Annotated in this window: 16 protein-coding genes; 8 read left to right on the top strand and 8 right to left on the bottom strand. The window is 61.9% G+C overall.

The annotated features are described in order from the left end of the window. The first annotated feature begins 16 nt into the window (after nucleotides 1–16). The gene (locus I6J72_RS00645; RefSeq protein WP_204099571.1) at nucleotides 17–853 is read left to right on the top strand and encodes a DUF2993 domain-containing protein; all 837 of its coding nucleotides are present in this window, start codon (nucleotides 17–19) and stop codon (nucleotides 851–853) included. 39 nt (nucleotides 854–892) lie between these two features. On the opposite strand, the gene I6J72_RS00640 is transcribed toward I6J72_RS00645, so the two are convergent. Next, on the bottom strand, nucleotides 893–1933 hold the full coding sequence (locus I6J72_RS00640; RefSeq protein WP_115023462.1) for a diacylglycerol kinase family protein: 1041 nt from the start codon (nucleotides 1931–1933) through the stop codon (nucleotides 893–895). A 63-nt stretch (nucleotides 1934–1996) separates the two neighbouring features. Here I6J72_RS00640 and I6J72_RS00635 point away from each other — a divergent pair, with 63 nt between their 5' ends. After that, nucleotides 1997–2680, top strand: coding sequence for an FABP family protein (locus I6J72_RS00635; RefSeq protein ID WP_204099570.1), 684 nt, complete (start codon nucleotides 1997–1999; stop codon nucleotides 2678–2680). 41 nt (nucleotides 2681–2721) lie between these two features. On the opposite strand, the gene I6J72_RS00630 is transcribed toward I6J72_RS00635, so the two are convergent. Then, nucleotides 2722–3600 (bottom strand): aminodeoxychorismate lyase, encoded by an 879-nt coding sequence (locus tag I6J72_RS00630; RefSeq protein WP_204099569.1) that lies wholly within the window; start codon nucleotides 3598–3600, stop codon nucleotides 2722–2724. A 30-nt stretch (nucleotides 3601–3630) separates the two neighbouring features. Here I6J72_RS00630 and I6J72_RS00625 point away from each other — a divergent pair, with 30 nt between their 5' ends. Together I6J72_RS00625 and I6J72_RS00620 are read left to right on the top strand one after the other, a co-directional pair. Next, nucleotides 3631–4692 carry a folate-binding protein YgfZ gene (locus tag I6J72_RS00625; RefSeq protein ID WP_204099568.1) on the top strand — a complete coding sequence of 354 codons (1062 nt, stop codon included), beginning with the start codon at nucleotides 3631–3633 and terminating at the stop codon, nucleotides 4690–4692. Between the two features lie 187 nt (nucleotides 4693–4879). Beyond that, complete coding sequence (locus tag I6J72_RS00620) at nucleotides 4880–5092, top strand: DUF3073 domain-containing protein (RefSeq protein WP_115024466.1); 213 nt, start codon at nucleotides 4880–4882, stop codon at nucleotides 5090–5092. Between the two features lie 147 nt (nucleotides 5093–5239). Here the strand turns inward: I6J72_RS00620 and purM are convergent, their stop codons facing one another. From purM to I6J72_RS00605, 3 genes are read right to left on the bottom strand one after another with little or no spacing between them, the layout of a single operon-like run. Beyond that, nucleotides 5240–6292 (bottom strand): phosphoribosylformylglycinamidine cyclo-ligase, encoded by a 1053-nt coding sequence (purM, locus tag I6J72_RS00615; RefSeq protein WP_204099567.1) that lies wholly within the window; start codon nucleotides 6290–6292, stop codon nucleotides 5240–5242. Nucleotides 6293–6306: 14 nt separating this feature from the next. Next, on the bottom strand, nucleotides 6307–7824 hold the full coding sequence (gene purF / locus I6J72_RS00610) for an amidophosphoribosyltransferase (protein WP_204099566.1): 1518 nt from the start codon (nucleotides 7822–7824) through the stop codon (nucleotides 6307–6309). A gap of 10 nt (nucleotides 7825–7834) precedes the next feature. Next, complete coding sequence (locus tag I6J72_RS00605; RefSeq protein ID WP_204099565.1) at nucleotides 7835–8239, bottom strand: sterol carrier family protein; 405 nt, start codon at nucleotides 8237–8239, stop codon at nucleotides 7835–7837. Between the two features lie 33 nt (nucleotides 8240–8272). Here I6J72_RS00605 and I6J72_RS00600 point away from each other — a divergent pair, with 33 nt between their 5' ends. Then, nucleotides 8273–9295, top strand: coding sequence for an acyl-CoA thioesterase (locus I6J72_RS00600; RefSeq protein WP_039676516.1), 1023 nt, complete (start codon nucleotides 8273–8275; stop codon nucleotides 9293–9295). A 33-nt stretch (nucleotides 9296–9328) separates the two neighbouring features. Here I6J72_RS00600 and I6J72_RS00595 read toward each other — a convergent pair whose 3' ends face one another. Both I6J72_RS00595 and I6J72_RS00590 read right to left on the bottom strand, forming a co-directional pair. Continuing rightward, a complete protein-coding gene (locus tag I6J72_RS00595; RefSeq protein ID WP_204099564.1) occupies nucleotides 9329–10261 on the bottom strand; it encodes a MaoC/PaaZ C-terminal domain-containing protein in 933 nt (310 codons plus the stop codon). Further along, nucleotides 10262–11590: a 3-oxoacyl-ACP reductase gene (locus I6J72_RS00590; protein WP_204099563.1), complete on the bottom strand. Its 1329-nt coding sequence runs from the start codon at nucleotides 11588–11590 to the stop codon at nucleotides 10262–10264. A 184-nt stretch (nucleotides 11591–11774) separates the two neighbouring features. On the opposite strand from I6J72_RS00590, the gene I6J72_RS00585 reads away from it, so the two are divergent. The 3 genes from I6J72_RS00585 (at nucleotide 11775) to I6J72_RS00575 (ending at nucleotide 15902) form a co-directional block, all read left to right on the top strand. Next, nucleotides 11775–13073 (top strand): acetyl-CoA C-acetyltransferase, encoded by a 1299-nt coding sequence (locus I6J72_RS00585; RefSeq protein WP_070672400.1) that lies wholly within the window; start codon nucleotides 11775–11777, stop codon nucleotides 13071–13073. A gap of 28 nt (nucleotides 13074–13101) precedes the next feature. Further along, nucleotides 13102–15180 (top strand): acyl-CoA dehydrogenase family protein, encoded by a 2079-nt coding sequence (locus tag I6J72_RS00580; RefSeq protein ID WP_204099562.1) that lies wholly within the window; start codon nucleotides 13102–13104, stop codon nucleotides 15178–15180. 92 nt (nucleotides 15181–15272) lie between these two features. Continuing rightward, on the top strand, nucleotides 15273–15902 hold the full coding sequence (locus tag I6J72_RS00575) for a hypothetical protein (RefSeq protein WP_204099561.1): 630 nt from the start codon (nucleotides 15273–15275) through the stop codon (nucleotides 15900–15902). 30 nt (nucleotides 15903–15932) lie between these two features. On the opposite strand, the gene I6J72_RS00570 is transcribed toward I6J72_RS00575, so the two are convergent. Further along, a complete protein-coding gene (locus I6J72_RS00570) occupies nucleotides 15933–16646 on the bottom strand; it encodes a hemolysin III family protein (RefSeq protein WP_204099560.1) in 714 nt (237 codons plus the stop codon). Nucleotides 16647–16863: the final 217 nt, after the last annotated feature.

Below are 16863 nucleotides of genomic sequence, written 5' to 3'. Positions count from 1 at the left end.
CGGTAGAAATAGAGGGGTGACCGTCATCCATCTCAGCCGCACCGTCGTGCGCCTCGCCGTCGTGGCAGGCGTGGTGTTGACTACGTGGCTGGCGGATTCTGCAGTGGCCATGCATGCGGAACACACCGTGGCCCAAAAAGCTAAGGCTAGCTCGCAGTTGGAGAATACCCCGGACGTCTTTATTGGTGGTGTGCCTTTTACCGCCGCGGCGCTCACCAAAGAGATCCCCTACATCGAGGTCAACTCCTCCGACGTCGAGGTACCCAAGCTGGGCATGGTCAATGCCTCGACGACCCTGCGTGATATCACCATTCGCCCCGAGCAGCTCTTTAACGGCGATCTTGAGGGCTCACCCGTCTCGACGTACACACGTAGCATCAGTCTCGATGGCGTCGCGCTCGGCCGCTTGCTGGGAATTACGGACTTGTCCATTGCCAATCCGGATGACATGTCCCCTACCGGTGGTCTGTCCGCCGAAGCGGAGCTGACCGGCACGCTTCCAGGGGATACCAGCAAATCGACCGCTACCGTCACGCTGCGGCTCGTGGGCCCAGAGTTCCGTATGAGCGTCTACGGCACGAACGATGAACGCCTCCAGAAGGCCTTCAGCTTGGTGCTGGACACTCGCGAACTGCCGCTGCCTTCGCAAGCCACCTCGGTAAAACTGCACGGCGGTTCCATTTCCTTCGAGGTACAGCGCCGCAACATCACGCTCAAAACCACGCAGCTCTCACCTCTCGAAATCGACGGTTCGGAAGAGAAGGCCGTAGAAGACGCCGCACAGAAGGCCCAGGACACTGCCAACGAGGTGGGTAGCGCGCCGACGACGCCTCCCAGCTGGCGCCGGAACTAGCGTATGGACGCTCTACTCACCGCGGGCGTCACCAGCCGCTTACTTAATGCGGATAAAGTCTCGCAGCACCTCCCGAATAGTGCGCTGAGACGCCGGGCGCGGATCAATCGGTGCGAAAACCTCGAGTGCATTCGGCACTGACTCGATGTGGATTGTCGTGAAGGTACCTTCCGATTCGCCATCGGCCTGGAAGCGGTGCGGCTCAGGACATTCCAGGTCCACTTCAGCGGCATCTTCAAAGTGCAAGGTACGTGCATCCGTTATCTTGTTGAGCCAATGACGGCGATCCACACCAAAGAGGTGGAGGACGCCCACCAATCCATCAAAGCCGTGTAGGTCAGAGACACCGAATAACCCGAGGCCCTGGTCGAAAGAGTTACGCGGATTCGTCACCACCGGAAGCGGGCCCAGGAAGGTCCACGGGTTGGTGTTGGAGGTGAACATGAGCGGCACGTTATCCGCCTTGAACGTGTTTCCAGAGCGCGACACCGCACGCACATTGATGCGCGGCGGGCGGATACGGGCGCGCTGGTAGGCCTGAAACGACACTGCCAGATAGCGCAGCGGGGTGGCAGAAAAGCCCTTCTCACGAGCACGATCCACACGTGCCAGCACGTCCGCATCCAAGCCGAAGCCAGCGTTGACCGCAAACCAACGATCATTCCATGTGCCGAGGAAGACTTCACGGCGAATATCACGATCAAGCATGCGCGCCAGCACGTGTGCGGCTTCAACGGGGGTGTTGGGGAAACCGAGAGCGCGGACGAATACGTTAGCGGAACCAGTCGGGATGACTGCTAAGGCTGGAATGTCCTGTGGGGATGGTCGCGACTGTGCATCTACAGGTCCGAGCAGACCATTGACAATCTCATTGACCGTGCCATCGCCTCCGAAGGCCAAGATAACGTCATAGTCCTCCCTGGTCATACCACGAACCATTTCCTCAGCATGGCCCGGGTAGTGAGTAAACTGCGTCAACAAACGCAGGCCCTCCACACCGCGAATGATGGGCAGCACCTCCCGGAAGAGCGCCGCATTCTGGCTGGTGGAATTCGGATTAGAGATGAGCAACACGCGCATGTCACTCCAGGGTACTGGAGCCTAGTGGTTGCCGTGTCCCCGGCACGACTACGCTGGGGCAGCATGAGCGAACAGAACAATAATGAGAACCAGCCCCAGGACCGCCGGGACGCACATCCGGAAAACACCAAGATTGACGGCAACGACGCCGTCAACCAGGCCGCCGAAGCCTGGAAAGATGCTGCCTCCCGTAACATCCCCACCGTGGACGTAGCTGAAAACCCGCTACCGGATGAAACGGCTAACCTTCGCCAGGGCCCGTCGCTGCACGATGGCCTGCTGGGCCTGCTTCCCCTTGTCGGCGTGTGGCAGGGCGAGGGCCAGGCTCACAGCACCGACGGCGAGCAGTACTCATTTGGTCAGCAGCTCATAATCGCGCACGATGGTGAGAACTACCTGACTTACACCTCCCGTACGTGGAAGATCGATACCGAGGGCCACCCCACCGGCCCTGATGTCCGCGAGTCGGGTTTCTGGCGCATCTCCCTCAAGGATGAGATCGAGATGACCTACACCTCCTCCAATGGCATCAACGAGATCTTCTACGGCTCGCTGTTCAACGAGCGCGCTTGGCAGCTTGAATCCGCCTCGACCATGGTGACCGAAACCGGACCGACCAACCTCGGCCCTGGCAAGCGCATGTACGGCCTCATGCCGAATAACAACCTTGGCTGGGTAGACGAGCGCCTCGTCGACGGTGAGATGCGCCCCTACATGTCCGCCGAGCTCACCCGCGTCGCGGGTTAACAGCCCAACCCACGCGTCAAAGAACTCCGAGGGGACAGTAATTAGCGGGCCAGTGAGGCGTCGATAAGCCCGCGTATCTCCTCCGCATTCCCCGGCGCCTTGAGTTTCGCATCATCGAGGCGGGTCACACGCACCGCCGTGCGCACGGAGGAGACCAGCCATACCGAATCTGCGCCCTGCAGGTACTCCACAGTAAGTTCCTTGGCCTTGCACCGAAAACCCTGTTCTGTGGCGTGCTCAAAGAGTGCGGCCTGCGTAGTACCTGGCAGGATTCCCCTGCCCGCCGGTGTGCGAATTTTCGAGCCTTTGACGGCCACGACTGTCGACGTCGCCCCTTCCAACACCAAACCCGTCTCCGGGTCCGTAAAAATGACGTCATCGAAGCCGCGCTCGCGCGCGAGCCGCAGCGTGGCCATGGTCGCCGCGTAGTTCAGCGTTTTCGCCGGCAGCTCCTCCGCCACCTGCCATAGACGCGGCGTACTCATCACCTTTACACCCGTCTCGCGTTGCTTGAGCACATCCTCCGGGATGTCCTGAACCACGACCCAGGCTGAGGGCACGCCCGTCGACGCCCTGCCGCGTGTATAAGTCCACGTGCACTTGGCTTCCGGCAGAGCTTGTCCACTCGTTGCTGCCCCGTAGAAATCCGCGATTGCCAACTGAGTAGCTTCTTCCCACTTGTGCATCGGCGGTTCTGGTAGGTCAAGCGCGCGGGCAGACTGGGCAAAACGTTCAGCGTGGCGCTGGAAATTCGCAGCCTTGCCGTCACGCACGAGGAGGGATTCAAAGATGCCATCGCCGCGGGTGACCGCAGCATCATCCCAGTGCACCAGGGGCAGGCTCGGCATGTGCCGTCTTACGGACCCTCCAAAAGGTTCGACAACGTAGATGACCGGCTCTTTTCTGGGCTGAAGGCTCATAGACTCGATTATGCCCTACCATCGGAAGACGTGAGTTACTCTTCGCCGCTTCTTTCCCGGCCCGGAGCCGCTGAGCTTCAGGGCGCCACGCTTGTCGACGTCTCCGGGGTCCCCTGGCACTACGGCAACCCCTTGGTGGAGCAGCGCGCCGTGGAGACCGGATCCGCGATTATTGATCGCTCCCACCGCCGTGTCATCGCAGTCTCCGGACCGGATGCCCGGGCTTTTCTCCATAATTTGTTGAGTCAAAAGCTCGATGACGTTGAGGCGGGTTTCGCCGCCGGTGCCGCGGACCTCGACATGCAAGGTCACGTGCTGCACCACATGGATCTGGTCTTTACGGGAGAAACCTTCTTCCTCGATGTCCCTGCTGCGCAATTCGACTCGCTCAAGGATTTCCTCTCGAAGATGGTGTTTTGGTCCGAGGTCACCGTGGACGAGGCTGACCTCGCCGTCATCTCCGTATTAGGTACTCCCCTGCCGGCGCCAGCTGCCGCCGTGGCTGAACGCTCCATTTTCTGGCCCGGGTGCCCGCGACAGGATATCCTCGTGCCGCGTGCTGACCTCGTTGCCGCCGTGTCCGAGCTCGAGTCCCACGGCGGCAGCGTGGCAGGCCTTATGACCTTTACCGCTGAACGAGTCAAAGCCCGCGAACCCGAACTCGCTGCTGACCTCGACGGCAAAACCATCCCCCACGAGGTTCCGCACTGGATCCGCCGCAGCGATGACCGGCCGGCTTTCGTCCACTTGGACAAGGGCTGTTACCGCGGCCAAGAGACGGTGGCCCGAGTGGAGAACCTCGGCCGTTCGCCGCGCCTGCTCGTCCTGCTCTACCTCGACGGCTCCGCCCCTGAAGCCCCCGAACCAGGCGCCGACATCACTCTTGGCGGACGCCGGGTAGGACGCCTAGGCACCGTAGTGGACGATTGCGACTTTGGCCCTATCGGGCTGGGCTTGGTCAAGCGCAGTGCTCTAAACCAGGGTGACCTTTCTATTGGTCCAGTTGCCGCGTCCGTCGAACCAGATTCCATCCCCCAGGATGAAGGCCCGAAGGCAGGACGCGCTGCCGTGAACCGCTTACGCGGCCGGTAGTGGTATATCGCACACGACCCCATCGCCACGGCGTATAGCACTTTTTTAGCCCGCCGCTGGGGGTAGTTCGGAATTTTTTCGTCACACACGCTATGGTGTCTTACAGGAACATACACATATCTGACTAAGACGATGGGGCGGCCAAGAATCCCTGGTCCGCCCTACACACCTCAAGGGGGTCATGCACATGGGACGCGGACGCGCAAAGGCAAAGCAGACCAAAGTTGCACGCCAGCTGAAGTACAATTCGCCCGAAATGGATCTGGACTCTCTCCAGCGCGAGCTCGCTTCGCAGCATTCCCGCAACAACGAGGATGACCAGTACTCGGAGTACGCCGATTATGGCGAGGATGACTGGGACTCGGACGAGTGGGATGAGGACGATTCCGACGAGCGCTAAGCTCAACTCTCAGCACGTACGCGAAAGGCCGGCGGCCCCCATTCCCCCTCTGGGATGAGGCCTCCGGCCTTCTTCGCGTCTGCTATCCCCAAGAGGATTTCCACCCTTGGTGGGCCCATTAATGTTGGCCCCACCAAGGTTTAGGTTTTAGAAACCTGGGTGCTCGCCCGTCACTACCACGCGCGGCTCACCATCCTGGGCGGCGCGTACGGCGCCCAATTCCCAGGCCTCGACGTGGCGGGCGGTCATCATGGCCAGAGCGCGCTCGCGGTCTTCTGGGGCGACGACAGCAATCATGCCTACACCCATGTTGAAGGTCTTTTCCATCTCTTCGCGGGAGACCTTGCCCACGGAGGAAATGGTCTTGAAAATCTGACCCGGAGTCCACGTCGAACGGCTCACTTCAGCGGTCAGGCCCTCCGGGATAACGCGCTCTAGGTTTCCGGCGAGGCCACCTCCGGTGACGTGGCAGAAGGTAGACACTGCGCACTCGGAGGTCAGCGCCAGGCAATCCTTGGCGTAAATACGGGTCGGCTCTAGCAGCTCCTCACCGAGGGTGCGACCGAGGTCCTCCATGTAGCCGTCGAGCGGCAGGCCCGCCTGCTCCAGCAGGACGTAGCGAGCCAGCGAGTAGCCGTTGGAGTGCAGGCCGGAGGATTTCATGGCAATGAGCACGTCGCCATCACTGACCTTGTCCGGGCCCAGCAGCTCATCGGCTTCCACCACTCCCACGGCAGTGGCGGACACGTCGTACTCCTCCTTGCCCATAACACCTGGGTGCTCAGCGGTCTCGCCGCCGAGGAGTGCCGCGCCTGCCTGAACGCAGCCTTCGGCAATACCTTTGACGATGTCTGCGACCTTCTCCGGCACAACTTCACCGACGGCGATGTAGTCCTGCAAGAAAAGCGGCTCGGCGCCGCACACCACAAGGTCGTCAACGCACATGGCCACCAAGTCGATGCCAATGGTGTCGTGCTTGTCCATCGCCTGGGCCACGGCAAGCTTGGTGCCCACGCCATCGGAGCCGGCAGCGAGCACCGGTTCTTTATACTCCCCCAGCTTGAACAGCCCGGCAAAGCCCCCGAGCCCACCCATGACTTCCGGGCGGGTGGCGCGCTGAGCGTGCGGGGTAATCAGCTTTACCGCGCGGTCGCCTTCCTCGATGTTGACGCCGGCGGCTGCATACGTGTTGTCGCTCATGAGTGAACTAGTCCTTACTCGTTAGTCGTGGTCGAGCCCTGCAAGGTGCGCACGGCCTCAGCGTTGGGGTTACCGGCGGGAAGGCCGAGCGGGTAGTTGCCATCGAAGCAGGCACAGCACAGTTCATTGCGCGGCTGCTCAGTAGCGGCCACCATCTCATCGATGGAGACAAAGCCCAGGGAGTCTGCACCAATGGCGGTGCAAATGGTCTGGGCAACTTCCTCTGGGTCATCGGAAGGGTTGGCGTTGGCGATGAGCTCGCCTGGGGAGGCGAAGTCGATGCCGTAGAAACACGGCCATTTCACTGGCGGCGAGGCAATACGAACGTGCACCTCGGCCGCGCCGGCCTCACGCAGCATGCGGATAAGCGCGCGCTGAGTGTTGCCACGCACGATGGAATCGTCCACCACCACGATGGACTTTCCGTCAATCACTTCACGCAGCGGGTTGAGTTTGAGACGAATACCCATCTGGCGCTGGGACTGCGTGGGCTGAATAAAGGTGCGGCCCACGTAGGAGTTCTTCACTAGGCCATGCGCGAAGGCCAGACCGGATTCGCGGGCATATCCCACGGCTGCGGGGTTTCCGGATTCAGGCACGGGGATAACCATGTCCGCATCAGGTGCGGGGTACTGCCGCGCTAGACGACGTCCAATCTCCACCCGCGTCGCATTGACCGAACGGCCCTTGATGTTCGTGTCTGGGCGCGCCAAGTACACGTACTCGAAGACGCAGCCGTGACGCTTAGGTTCTGCGAAGCGCTCAGAGCGGATACCAGTCTCATCGATGGCGATGAGCTCACCGGGTTCAATCTCACGAATGAACTGCGCGCCCACAATGTCAAGAGCACAGGTCTCACTGGCCACGACCCAGCCCGTGTTCAGTCGGCCCAGGGCGAGCGGGCGCACTCCATGCGGGTCACGCGCAGCGTAGAGCGTGTGGCCATCAGTGAAGGTGAGGCAGAAGGCTCCTTTGACCTCAGGAAGCAGCTGCAGGGCCGAGTCAAAGACGGAGGTGTCATCCGAGACACCGTCGGCAAGCAGCAGAGACAAGCACATAGAGTCCGAGACGGACTCTTCCTGCGGTTTGGCAAGCCCACGCTCCACGGCTTCCGCACGCAACTCCAGATAGTTCACCAGGTTGCCGTTGTGACCCAACGCGATGTCGACGCCACTGGGCGAGGTCCCGAACATCGGCTGCACATTGGACCATTCCTTGCCGCCGGCCGTGGAGTAGCGCGTGTGGCCCACCGCCACGTTGCCGTGCAGGGACGTCAGAATGGATTCATCGAAGACGTTGGACACGAGGCCCATGTCTTTGAAGACCACGATGCGGTCATCATCGCCCACCGCAATGCCCGCGGCTTCCTGGCCGCGATGCTGGAGGGCAAAGAGTCCGAAATACGTCAGCTTGGACACCTCTTCCCCCGGTGCCCAAACACCGAAAACGCCACATTCTTCACGGGGTTCTGGATCGTGGGCAGGATCCTCCGATAATGGCTTAGTCTTGCTCTGGACGTGTTCAGCTACCACGGCGCCAATCCTAGTCGTTTCGGTCTGTGAAAACTAACGGAATGATGGGCAGCCACTCCGCGATCTCGTGCGCGCGGGACCCAGAGGCCTCTAGACGCGGGCTGGCGAGCGCCTGTTCCCAGGACAACAGGCCGGTGGCCAGCTGCAACCAGGTGAGTGGATCCGTCTCCACCACATTCGGAGGGGTACCACGGGTATGGCGCGGGCCTTCGATGCACTGAACTGCCACGAATGGGGGGACTCGCAGCTCGACTGAATGACCCGGCGCGTCCGTTTCGAGTGTGCGCGCGGTGGTGCGGGTGGCCTGCGCAAGTGCGGCGCGACCTGGTTTTTCTACCTCTTCAGGGTTGCGAATCCAATCCGCGATGGCCTCCACGGCGGCGCGGGTGGTAGCGGCATCAACGGCCTTCTTCATCGGTGAAGCACTCTCCCTGCTACTTTCTTATCCATGTCACCAACTCTGTCGGAAGAAAAGAACCCGGTACAAACCGGGAAGTCCCCTGCCATCACGCTGCGTTTTATGGCTGCGCCCACCGATCTCACGATTGCTGGCGCCCAGGGCATCGGCGGCGGCCGTGTCTTGGAGTGGATCGACAAGGCGGCCTACGCCTGCGCAGTGCAGTGGTCGGGAACCTACTGTGTGACAGCCTACGTGGGTCACATCCATTTCACACGCCCCATCCCCTCCGGCCACCTCGTGGAGGTTCGCTCCCGCATCGCCATGACTGGCCGCTCCTCCATGCACATCGTCAACGAAGTGCTCTCTGCTGACCCACGCGATGGCATTTTTACCCGCGCGTGTGACTGCCTCGTCATTTTCGTGGCCAAGGACACCGAGACAGGAAAGTCCGTTCCGGTACCGCCGCTGCAGCCGGAGTCCACGGAGCATCAGCGTGTGTGGGAAGCCGCTGAGTCACGTATTGAGCTGCGTCAGGCCATCGAGGAAGAGATGGAAAAGCAGACGTATGACGGTCCCTCGGACGCACCGCGCATGATCAACCGTTTCTTGGCCAAGCCTACCGACGTCAACTGGGGCGGAAACGTCCACGGCGGCACCGCGATGGAGTGGATCGATGAGGCTGGCTCTGCGTGCACGATGGAGTGGTCAGGCGAGCACACCGTGGCGGTCTATGCCGGCGGTATTCGCTTCTATCGCCCGATTCACATTGGTGACCTTATTGAAGTCGATGCCCGCATGATGCGTACCGACGCCCGCTCCATGCAGATGTCGGTTCATGTGCGCTCCGGCAACCCCCGCGGCGGCCGCGAGCAGCTACAGACTGCCATTCACGCGACGGTGTCGTACATGGCCATGGATGCTGACTGGCAGCCGCTGGCTGCCCGCCAGTTCACTCCTCGTACCGAAGAGGATAAGCGCCTCTGGGAGCACGCCGGCATCCTGCGCGGCCTACGCGGCAAATACTCCCCGAAACCATTGGTGGTGGCGCCGAAGCACCAGCACGTGGACTAATGCGTGTGCTGGTGCCCATCGGCCCGCGCTGCGTTAAGAAAGGGGCTCCACGCGGGCTGCGACATGCAGCTTGCCTGGGTCCTTGGCCTTGCGCAGCGTGAGGTCGCACGCGCCGGCTCCGCTTGCGTCATCGGCACCAGCAGGTGCCACGTATACCCCAGTCGTCGCTGGGAGGATAACCGGCTTGTAGAAGTCAGCAGTGATGCGGGTACTGCCAGTTAGCACGCCTTCCAACACGGACAGCATCCGCGCGTGGGTATACATGCCGTGCGCAATCGTGGCGGGGAAACCAAAGAGCTTCGCGCCCACCTTGGAGACGTGAATGGGGTTCTTGTCACCAGAGGCTTCAGCGTAGACGCGGGTGCTCTCGGGGGTAAAGCGCAGCGTCGCTGTGGAGGTGCCCACCTCATCACCGGGGAAGTCGAGGAAGCGCTCCGCCTCGGGGCGGGTAGCGACCTCCTGCGGGGTGTCCTTGGTGAACTTCGCGCCTTGGCCCAGGAAGGCGGAGGTCTGGCGCCAGATTTCTTCGCCGGCCACGCTGTAGGTGGTCACCATATCGATGACGAGGCCCTTGCGATGCGGGCGAAGATTCTCAGCATGGACCGTGATGTCGAAAGCCTCATCCACGCGCAGTGGACGCGTCTGCTCAATGCGGTTGGACAGGTGAACCACGCCGAGTGCCAGGAAGGGGAAGTCTTTGGCAGCCATGACCTTGATGGCCAGCGGGAAAGCCAGCGCGTATGGGTAGGTAGCGGGCACTTCGTTGCTCAGGCGCAGGCCGGTGGCCTGGCAGTAGCGCGCTAAGTGTTCCGTGTCCACGCGAACGCTGTCAACGCGGAAGGCCGTGCGGGGATCGGCGACCGTGCGCTTGCCTGCACCGATGCCGGGTACCGGCACTGCGCCGACCATGAGTGTGCGGTAGAGGGCGGACAGGTCAGGAATCTCAGTCAGGGTGGTGTAGTTCATTTAGGCTCCCATGAGGTTTTGGCCGCAGACACGGACGGTGTTGCCGGTCACTGCCGCAGACGCAGGGGCAGCGAAGAAAGCGACAGTTTCAGCGACGTCAATGGGCTGACCGCCCTGCTGCAGAGAATTGAGGCGGCGGCCAATCTCGCGCGGGCCGGTCGGCATCGCTGCGGTCATGGCGGTCTCAATAAAGCCCGGTGCCACAGCGTTGATGGTGGAGCCGTTCCCCGCGAGGACGGGACGCAGGGCGTCGACCAGCCCGATGATTCCGGCCTTGGTGGTGGCGTAATTCGTCTGACCGCGGTTACCGGAAATACCGGCCATGGAGGACACACCAACCACGGCTGCGCCCGGCGCGAGGGCACCAGACTCAAGGAGATTTTCGGTGATACGCACTGGGGCGAGGAGGTTAACAGCAAGAACAGCATCCCACTGGCCTTCGTTCATGTTCGCCATGAGCTTGTCGCGAGTAATACCAGCGTTGTGCACGATGACGTCGATGACGCGGCCGTGACGCTCCTGGGCGTGCTGCGTAATCTTGTCGGCTGCTTGCGGATCGGTGACGTCGAGCGGCAGCGCGGTGCCCTTGACCTGATTGGCGGTCTTGGCCAGGTGTTCGCTCGCTTGTGGGACGTCGATGCAGATGACATCAGCGCCATCGCGCGCCAGTACCTCAGCAATGGTGGCGCCAATGCCGCGGGCGGCGCCGGTAACGACGGCGAGACGGCCATCGAGCGGCTTTACCCAGTTCTGTTCGCCCTGTAGCTCGCCGCCCTGCGCGCTGACGCGGACGACCTGACCGTCGACGAACGCTGACTTGCCCGACAGGAAGAAGCGGAGGGTGGACTCCACCTCTGCGGTGGCGGCTGGGTCAGCCCACACCAGGTTCACAGTGCCGCCTTTGCGCATTTCCTTCGCAAGAGAGCGCGTAAAACCTTCGAGGGCACGGGCGGCAATGCGGGCGTCGATAGTATCGGCTGCCTCGGGGGTGGTGCCGACCACGACGATGCGCGCGCACGGCAAGAGGTTGCGCATCTGCGGATTGAAGAAATCATAGAGCTCACGGAGCTGTTCTGGGGTCTCAATACCCGTCGCATCGAAAACCAGTGCAGCGCGCTTGGCTTCCGCAGTTGAGTCGATGACCTGGTAGTCCACGGCCAGCTGGGAGCGGAGGAACTCGGCAATACGGCCTTGCCCACCCAAGACGATCGGGCCTTCGAGGGCAGGTTCACCGGCCTTGTGGCGGCGAAGGGGGTAGCCCTGCGGCACACCCGCTTTGGCGGCCAATGGGGAGTTGATGAGCTTCTCAGCAATAGTGACGTGCGACATAGGGTGGCGCGATCCTTTCTTAAATCTTCACAACCTTGCGAGCTTTGTTGACTTGGTTGCAAGGTTAGTTAATTGAGTGATAGAACTAACACTATCACTTAAGTTGTGATGCGCACTTCCTTGAGGGGTCTCCACCCCTCTCACCGCGATGACTCGCACAAACCACCCCGCGAAGGAGCATTAGATGACCACCCCTCAGCACCGCGTCGCCATCCTGGGCGGCAACCGCATCCCGTTTGCCCGCTCAAATAAGCAGTACGCCCACGCATCCAACCAGGACATGCTCACCAGCGCCCTCGACGGCCTGGTGGCACGCTACGGGCTTCACGACGAACGCCTGGGCCTCGTCGCTGCCGGCGCCGTGCTCAAGCACTCCCGTGATTTCAACCTCACCCGCGAGGTTGTCCTCGGTTCCGCACTGGATTCCACCACACCGGCTATCGACGTCCAGCAGGCCTGCTGCACCTCCCTGGCTGCCGCCATCCACGTCGGTGATGCCATCGCCCAGGGGCGTATTTCCGCTGGTATCGCCGGCGGTACGGATACCACGTCAGATGCCCCGCTGGCGGTCAATGACAACCTGCGCCGCACCTTGCTCAACCTCACCCGCGCCAAGTCCACCGCACAGCGCGCCCAGCTCATCGGCTCCATCCGCCCCTCCCAGCTGGCCCCAGAGCAGCCGCAGAACGGCGAGCCACGAACCGGCCTGTCCATGGGTGACCACGCCGCCATCACCGCCCGTGAAATGCACGTGACCCGCGAAGCACAGGACGAGCTCGCACTGGCCTCTCACCAGAACCTCCACAAGGCCTGGGAAGAAGGCTTCTTTACTGACCTGACCACCGGCTTCCTCGGCGTCAATCGCGATACCAACCTGCGTCCGGATTCTTCGCTGGAATCGCTGGCCAAGCTGAAGCCGGTCTTCGGCAAGCGCGACGCTGAGCAGCACGGCGCCCAGGCCACCATGACGGCTGGTAATTCCACACCGCTGACCGACGGCGCCTCGGTCGCCCTCTTGGGCTCCGAGGAGTGGGCAGCCGCGCACAACATTGAACCGCGTGCCTTCCTCGTGGATTCCGAAACCGCTGCCGTCGACTTCGTCCACGGTCCGGATGGCCTGCTCATGGCCCCTACTTATGCCGTCCCGCGCCTACTGGAGCGCAACAACCTCTCCCTGCAGGATTTCGACTTCTACGAGATCCACGAAGCCTTCGCCTCCCAGGTTCTGGCCACTCTGTCTGCATGGGAGGACGAGACCTACTGCCGCGAGCGCCTCGGCCTGCAGTCCGCCTTGGGCCCGATTGACCGCGCCAAGCTCAACGTCAAGGGCTCCTCACTCGCCGCCGGCCACCCGTTCGCCGCAACCGGAACCCGCATTCTTGCAACGACTGCAAAGATTCTCGAAGAGAACGGCGGCGGCCGCGCCCTCATCTCCATTTGCGCCGCCGGCGGCCAAGGCGTCGCAGCCATCGTCGAGCGCTAAAGAATTTATTCAGAAAGGAAATCCCATCATGCCTTTGACCAAGTCCTCCGATAAGAAGTCCACCGTCGACCTCAACAAGAACGCCTCGAACGACGCCCCCAAGGCCGAGGCCCGCAGCCCCCACCGCCTGCCCACCACGCCAAAACCATCCGTAGCTACGGAGCTGGGCGCGCTTCTCGACGGCCCCCACGCCTCCTTCCGCGACGAGCTGCGCACCTTCCTCAATGACCCAGAGCTCTTCCCGAAGTCCCACCTGCCCATGGCAGAGCAGCGCGAGCACACCTTTAACAATCTGGCCAAGGTGCGCGACTTCGGCGGCTTCACTCATGGCCTGCGCCGCGCCAACGGTGGTGCTGGCAAACCAAACCTCTCTACCTTTACCCTCGAGGGCCTGGCCTGGGTCGATGGCTCCCTGGCTATTAAGTCCGGGGTGCAGTGGGGTCTGTGGGGCGGTGCCCTCGACCAACTGGGCACCGAGCGTCACATCGAGTGGGTCAAGAAGGCTGCCAGCCTCGAGCTGCCAGGCTGTTTTGCCATGACCGAGCGCGGCCACGGTTCCGACGTCCAATCTTTGGAGACCACCGCCACTTACGATCCTGAGACCCAAGAATTCGTGGTGAACACCCCATCCGATACCGCGGTGAAGAACTACATCGGTAATGCCGCCAAGGACGGCCGCGCCGCCGTCGTCTTCACTCAGCTCATTACGCCAGAAAGCGATGGTCGTTCCCACGGCGTTCACGCCATTATCGTCCCCATCCGCGACGAAGAGGGCAACGAGCTGCCGGGCGTGACCTTGGGCGATCATGGACACAAGGGTGGCCTGGTGGGCGTCGATAATGGCACCCTGCGCTTCGACAACGTCCGCGTGCCGCGCGAGAACCTGCTCAACCGCTTCGCTGACGTCGATGAGAACGGCAAGTACTCCTCCCCCATCGAGTCGAAGAACTCCCGCTTCTTCACCATGTTGGGCACCCTCATCCGCGGCCGCATTGGCGTCTCCGGCGCTGCGGGTGCCGCTACCGAGGCCTCCCTCGACATCGCGATTCGCTACGCCAACCGCCGCCGTCAGTTCGAGGGCGCAACCGGCGCCGAAAAGCGCCTTATCGAGCACCGCCAGCACCGCCGCCGCCTGCTCATCCCGCTGGCCCGCACCTACGCGCTGCACCTGCTCTACAACCAGATTCTGGAGCGCTACCAGGAGCAAAACGACCAGCACGAGGCCGGCACGTGGTCCGTCACGGAGCCGACCGAAGAGCAGAAGTTCGCCTCCCGTGAGATGGAGTCCCTAGCTGCGGCTATTAAGGCTGCTCAAACCCAGCACGCTACCCGCACCATTCAAGAGTGCCGTGAGGCCTGCGGTGGTGCCGGCTACATGTCGGAGAACCGCCTGACCACGTACCGCGCGGATTCGGATGTCTTCTCCACCTTTGAGGGTGACAACACCGTGCTCATCCAGATGGTGGGCAAGAACCTGCTGACCGCCTACGGCCGTGAGATGAATGACATGAGCCCGTGGGACACCGTGAAGTACGCCGCCACCACCGCTACTGACGTGGTCAAACGTCGTTACGGTTTCACTACCCGCCTGCAGGGCCTGGTGGACCGCGTGAACCCGTCTGAGGCCTCTCTGTTCGACGCCACCTACCAGGCAAAGCTTATCGACGACCGCGCCCAGTCCGTCCTTTTCTCCCTCGTGCGCCGCATCCAGCCGGCACGTAAGGCAGACAAGGTTCAGGCTGCGGCCATCGTGGACCAGTGCCAGGACCACCTCATCGCCGCCGGCTGGGCTCGCGTGGACACCTTGCTCGTACAAGCCATGATTGAGGCAGAAGAGCGCCTGGAGGAAGGCTCGCTGGCGCGCCAGGTCTTCGAGCAGCTGCGCCACCTCTTCGTCTTCGACACCTTGGTGCAGCACGCCGGGTGGTACCAGGAGCACAACCTCATCCCGGCTGGCCGCATCAAGGCTGCCCGCGCGGCCATCAACGACCTCGTTGATTCGCTTGCTCCGTGGTCCGTCGTGCTCGTGGATGCCTTCGGCGTTCCGGCTGAGGCTCACAACATCCCGATGCTTAACGAGGCCGGCGTGGATCCGCTCCACAAGTAAGCCACTACCGCATTTCTAGGAAGACACCCAGCCTGCGGGGTGTTTTCCCTGTTTTCAGACAGTGCCGATTAGAACTGTTTACTCTCTGAGCTATGACCACACAGCATCCAATGTTCTCCAGTTCCTTTCCGCCCTCCGATGATCTCCTTGAGCCAAGCCCGCTTCGCAACGACATCGCTCTGAGGCTCTGCCACGGCGAATCCCGCCAAGACATCCACAATGACTACATTGAAGTCCTCGATGACCCCACCGAATGGGAGGCTAGCCATGAGGAACCTTATCCAGAGGATTTCGACGCCATCATCGACGAAGTCGCCGCAGAATACGGCCGGCTGGTCACGGAAAAGTCGGAGGATGTTAAGCGCCTCGATGCCCTGCGCGACGAGCTAGCTCAATGCGATATCTCCTTCACGTTCAACGAGGCGTGGGATCTATCAGACGGCGTCTGGGTAGGCTCCGAACTCGCTGAAGAAGAAGGCCGCAGCGGTTATGTCTACTGCCACCGCCAAGACATCAGCCGGGTTATCTACGACGGCGAGCTGTACTTTGGATTCTCCGCCATGGAGAAAAGCGAGGAGGCAACGCTCAAAGTCGGGGAACAGCTCGTCGAGGCTCTGCGCGCCGTGGGCTTTGACCCCGAGTGGAACGGCTCGACGACAGGTCGCGTTCTGTGCCACGACGTCGCCCTCGAATTCCCCCTCGCCGACGACCTCACCGACTAGGTCCCTCCACATGGTCTGCCCTGATAGAGGCTAGCCCGCGACCACCATCCAAATGGCTACCATGTGCACCACCGCCGCGGCAATCGTCGCGGTGTGGAAGTGCTCATGGTAGCCATACCAGCGCGCATTGCGCCCCGGCCATTTGAAGCCGTATATCAATGCGCCTAGCGAATAGACCAGTCCACCTGCGAACAACAGCCACACCACGGCTGGGCCCGCGGACTGCCACAGGTTCGGCAGCAGCGGCAAGATGAGCCAGCCCAGCACGAGATACACCACCACATCCAGCCAGCGTGGGTGGTTAATCCACACCAGATTCAGGACAACGCCCATGATGGCTCCCACCCACGCCGCACTCAGCATCCACAGCGCCTGCGTGGGTTCTAGCACGATGGCGCACAAAGGAGTGTAAGTCGCCGCGATGAATACCGAAATCGTCGCGTGATCTGCCCGCCGCCACCATTGCACCGCGCGCATGGATACCCAGGGCCAGCGGTGATACAGCGCCGAAACGGTAAAGAGACCAACCACGCCCACGCCGTACACCGTTACCGCGAGCCCCTGCCACCACGGCAGCGTCATCCACGCAAACGTGATGAGAACCGTGGAGGCGATGACCGATAGAATCGCCGCACAGAAATGCCCCCAGCCGCGCGTGAGTGGCCGCGGGCCACGGTCTGCCATCCAGTAGGTGCGTTGGATGCGGGCCTCTTGGTCATTCGGAACTGTGGTTGGTGGAGTCATGGCTACGTTCCCCTCAGGTGTCCTAACCTACGTGGCCGTAAGCATACACGTTTTGCTGTGCACAACGGTGCCTTTAGTGCCGTCGTCCATCACCACTTCGTTGGCCTCTGTGTTTCTAAATGACACCCTTGCTTCCCCGCGCGACGAAGGTCTAAAATTGAGGTCAAAGGTTCCGCCCCACCGAAAGAGCCCCTGAAGGCTTTCCGGCTTACCCCGG

Origin of the sequence: Corynebacterium sp. FDAARGOS 1242, assembly GCF_016889985.1 — a bacterium.
Taxonomy (GTDB): Bacteria; Actinomycetota; Actinomycetes; order Mycobacteriales; family Mycobacteriaceae; genus Corynebacterium; species Corynebacterium minutissimum_B.
Note: the sequence above shows the minus strand (reverse complement) of the source record. Positions and strands in the feature narration are given on the sequence as shown.

Coding starts and splice junctions, on each gene's coding strand:
- I6J72_RS00640 (WP_115023462.1), bottom strand. CDS start 1,933: ATGCGCGTGTTGCTCATCTCTAATCCGAATTCCACCAGCCAGAATGCG.
- I6J72_RS00635 (WP_204099570.1), top strand. CDS start 1,997: ATGAGCGAACAGAACAATAATGAGAACCAGCCCCAGGACCGCCGGGAC.
- I6J72_RS00630 (WP_204099569.1), bottom strand. CDS start 3,600: ATGAGCCTTCAGCCCAGAAAAGAGCCGGTCATCTACGTTGTCGAACCT.
- I6J72_RS00620 (WP_115024466.1), top strand. CDS start 4,880: ATGGGACGCGGACGCGCAAAGGCAAAGCAGACCAAAGTTGCACGCCAG.
- purM (WP_204099567.1), bottom strand. CDS start 6,292: ATGAGCGACAACACGTATGCAGCCGCCGGCGTCAACATCGAGGAAGGC.
- I6J72_RS00605 (WP_204099565.1), bottom strand. CDS start 8,239: ATGAAGAAGGCCGTTGATGCCGCTACCACCCGCGCCGCCGTGGAGGCC.
- I6J72_RS00600 (WP_039676516.1), top strand. CDS start 8,273: ATGTCACCAACTCTGTCGGAAGAAAAGAACCCGGTACAAACCGGGAAG.
- I6J72_RS00595 (WP_204099564.1), bottom strand. CDS start 10,261: ATGAACTACACCACCCTGACTGAGATTCCTGACCTGTCCGCCCTCTAC.
- I6J72_RS00590 (WP_204099563.1), bottom strand. CDS start 11,590: ATGTCGCACGTCACTATTGCTGAGAAGCTCATCAACTCCCCATTGGCC.
- I6J72_RS00585 (WP_070672400.1), top strand. CDS start 11,775: ATGACCACCCCTCAGCACCGCGTCGCCATCCTGGGCGGCAACCGCATC.
- I6J72_RS00580 (WP_204099562.1), top strand. CDS start 13,102: ATGCCTTTGACCAAGTCCTCCGATAAGAAGTCCACCGTCGACCTCAAC.
- I6J72_RS00575 (WP_204099561.1), top strand. CDS start 15,273: ATGACCACACAGCATCCAATGTTCTCCAGTTCCTTTCCGCCCTCCGAT.
- I6J72_RS00570 (WP_204099560.1), bottom strand. CDS start 16,646: ATGACTCCACCAACCACAGTTCCGAATGACCAAGAGGCCCGCATCCAA.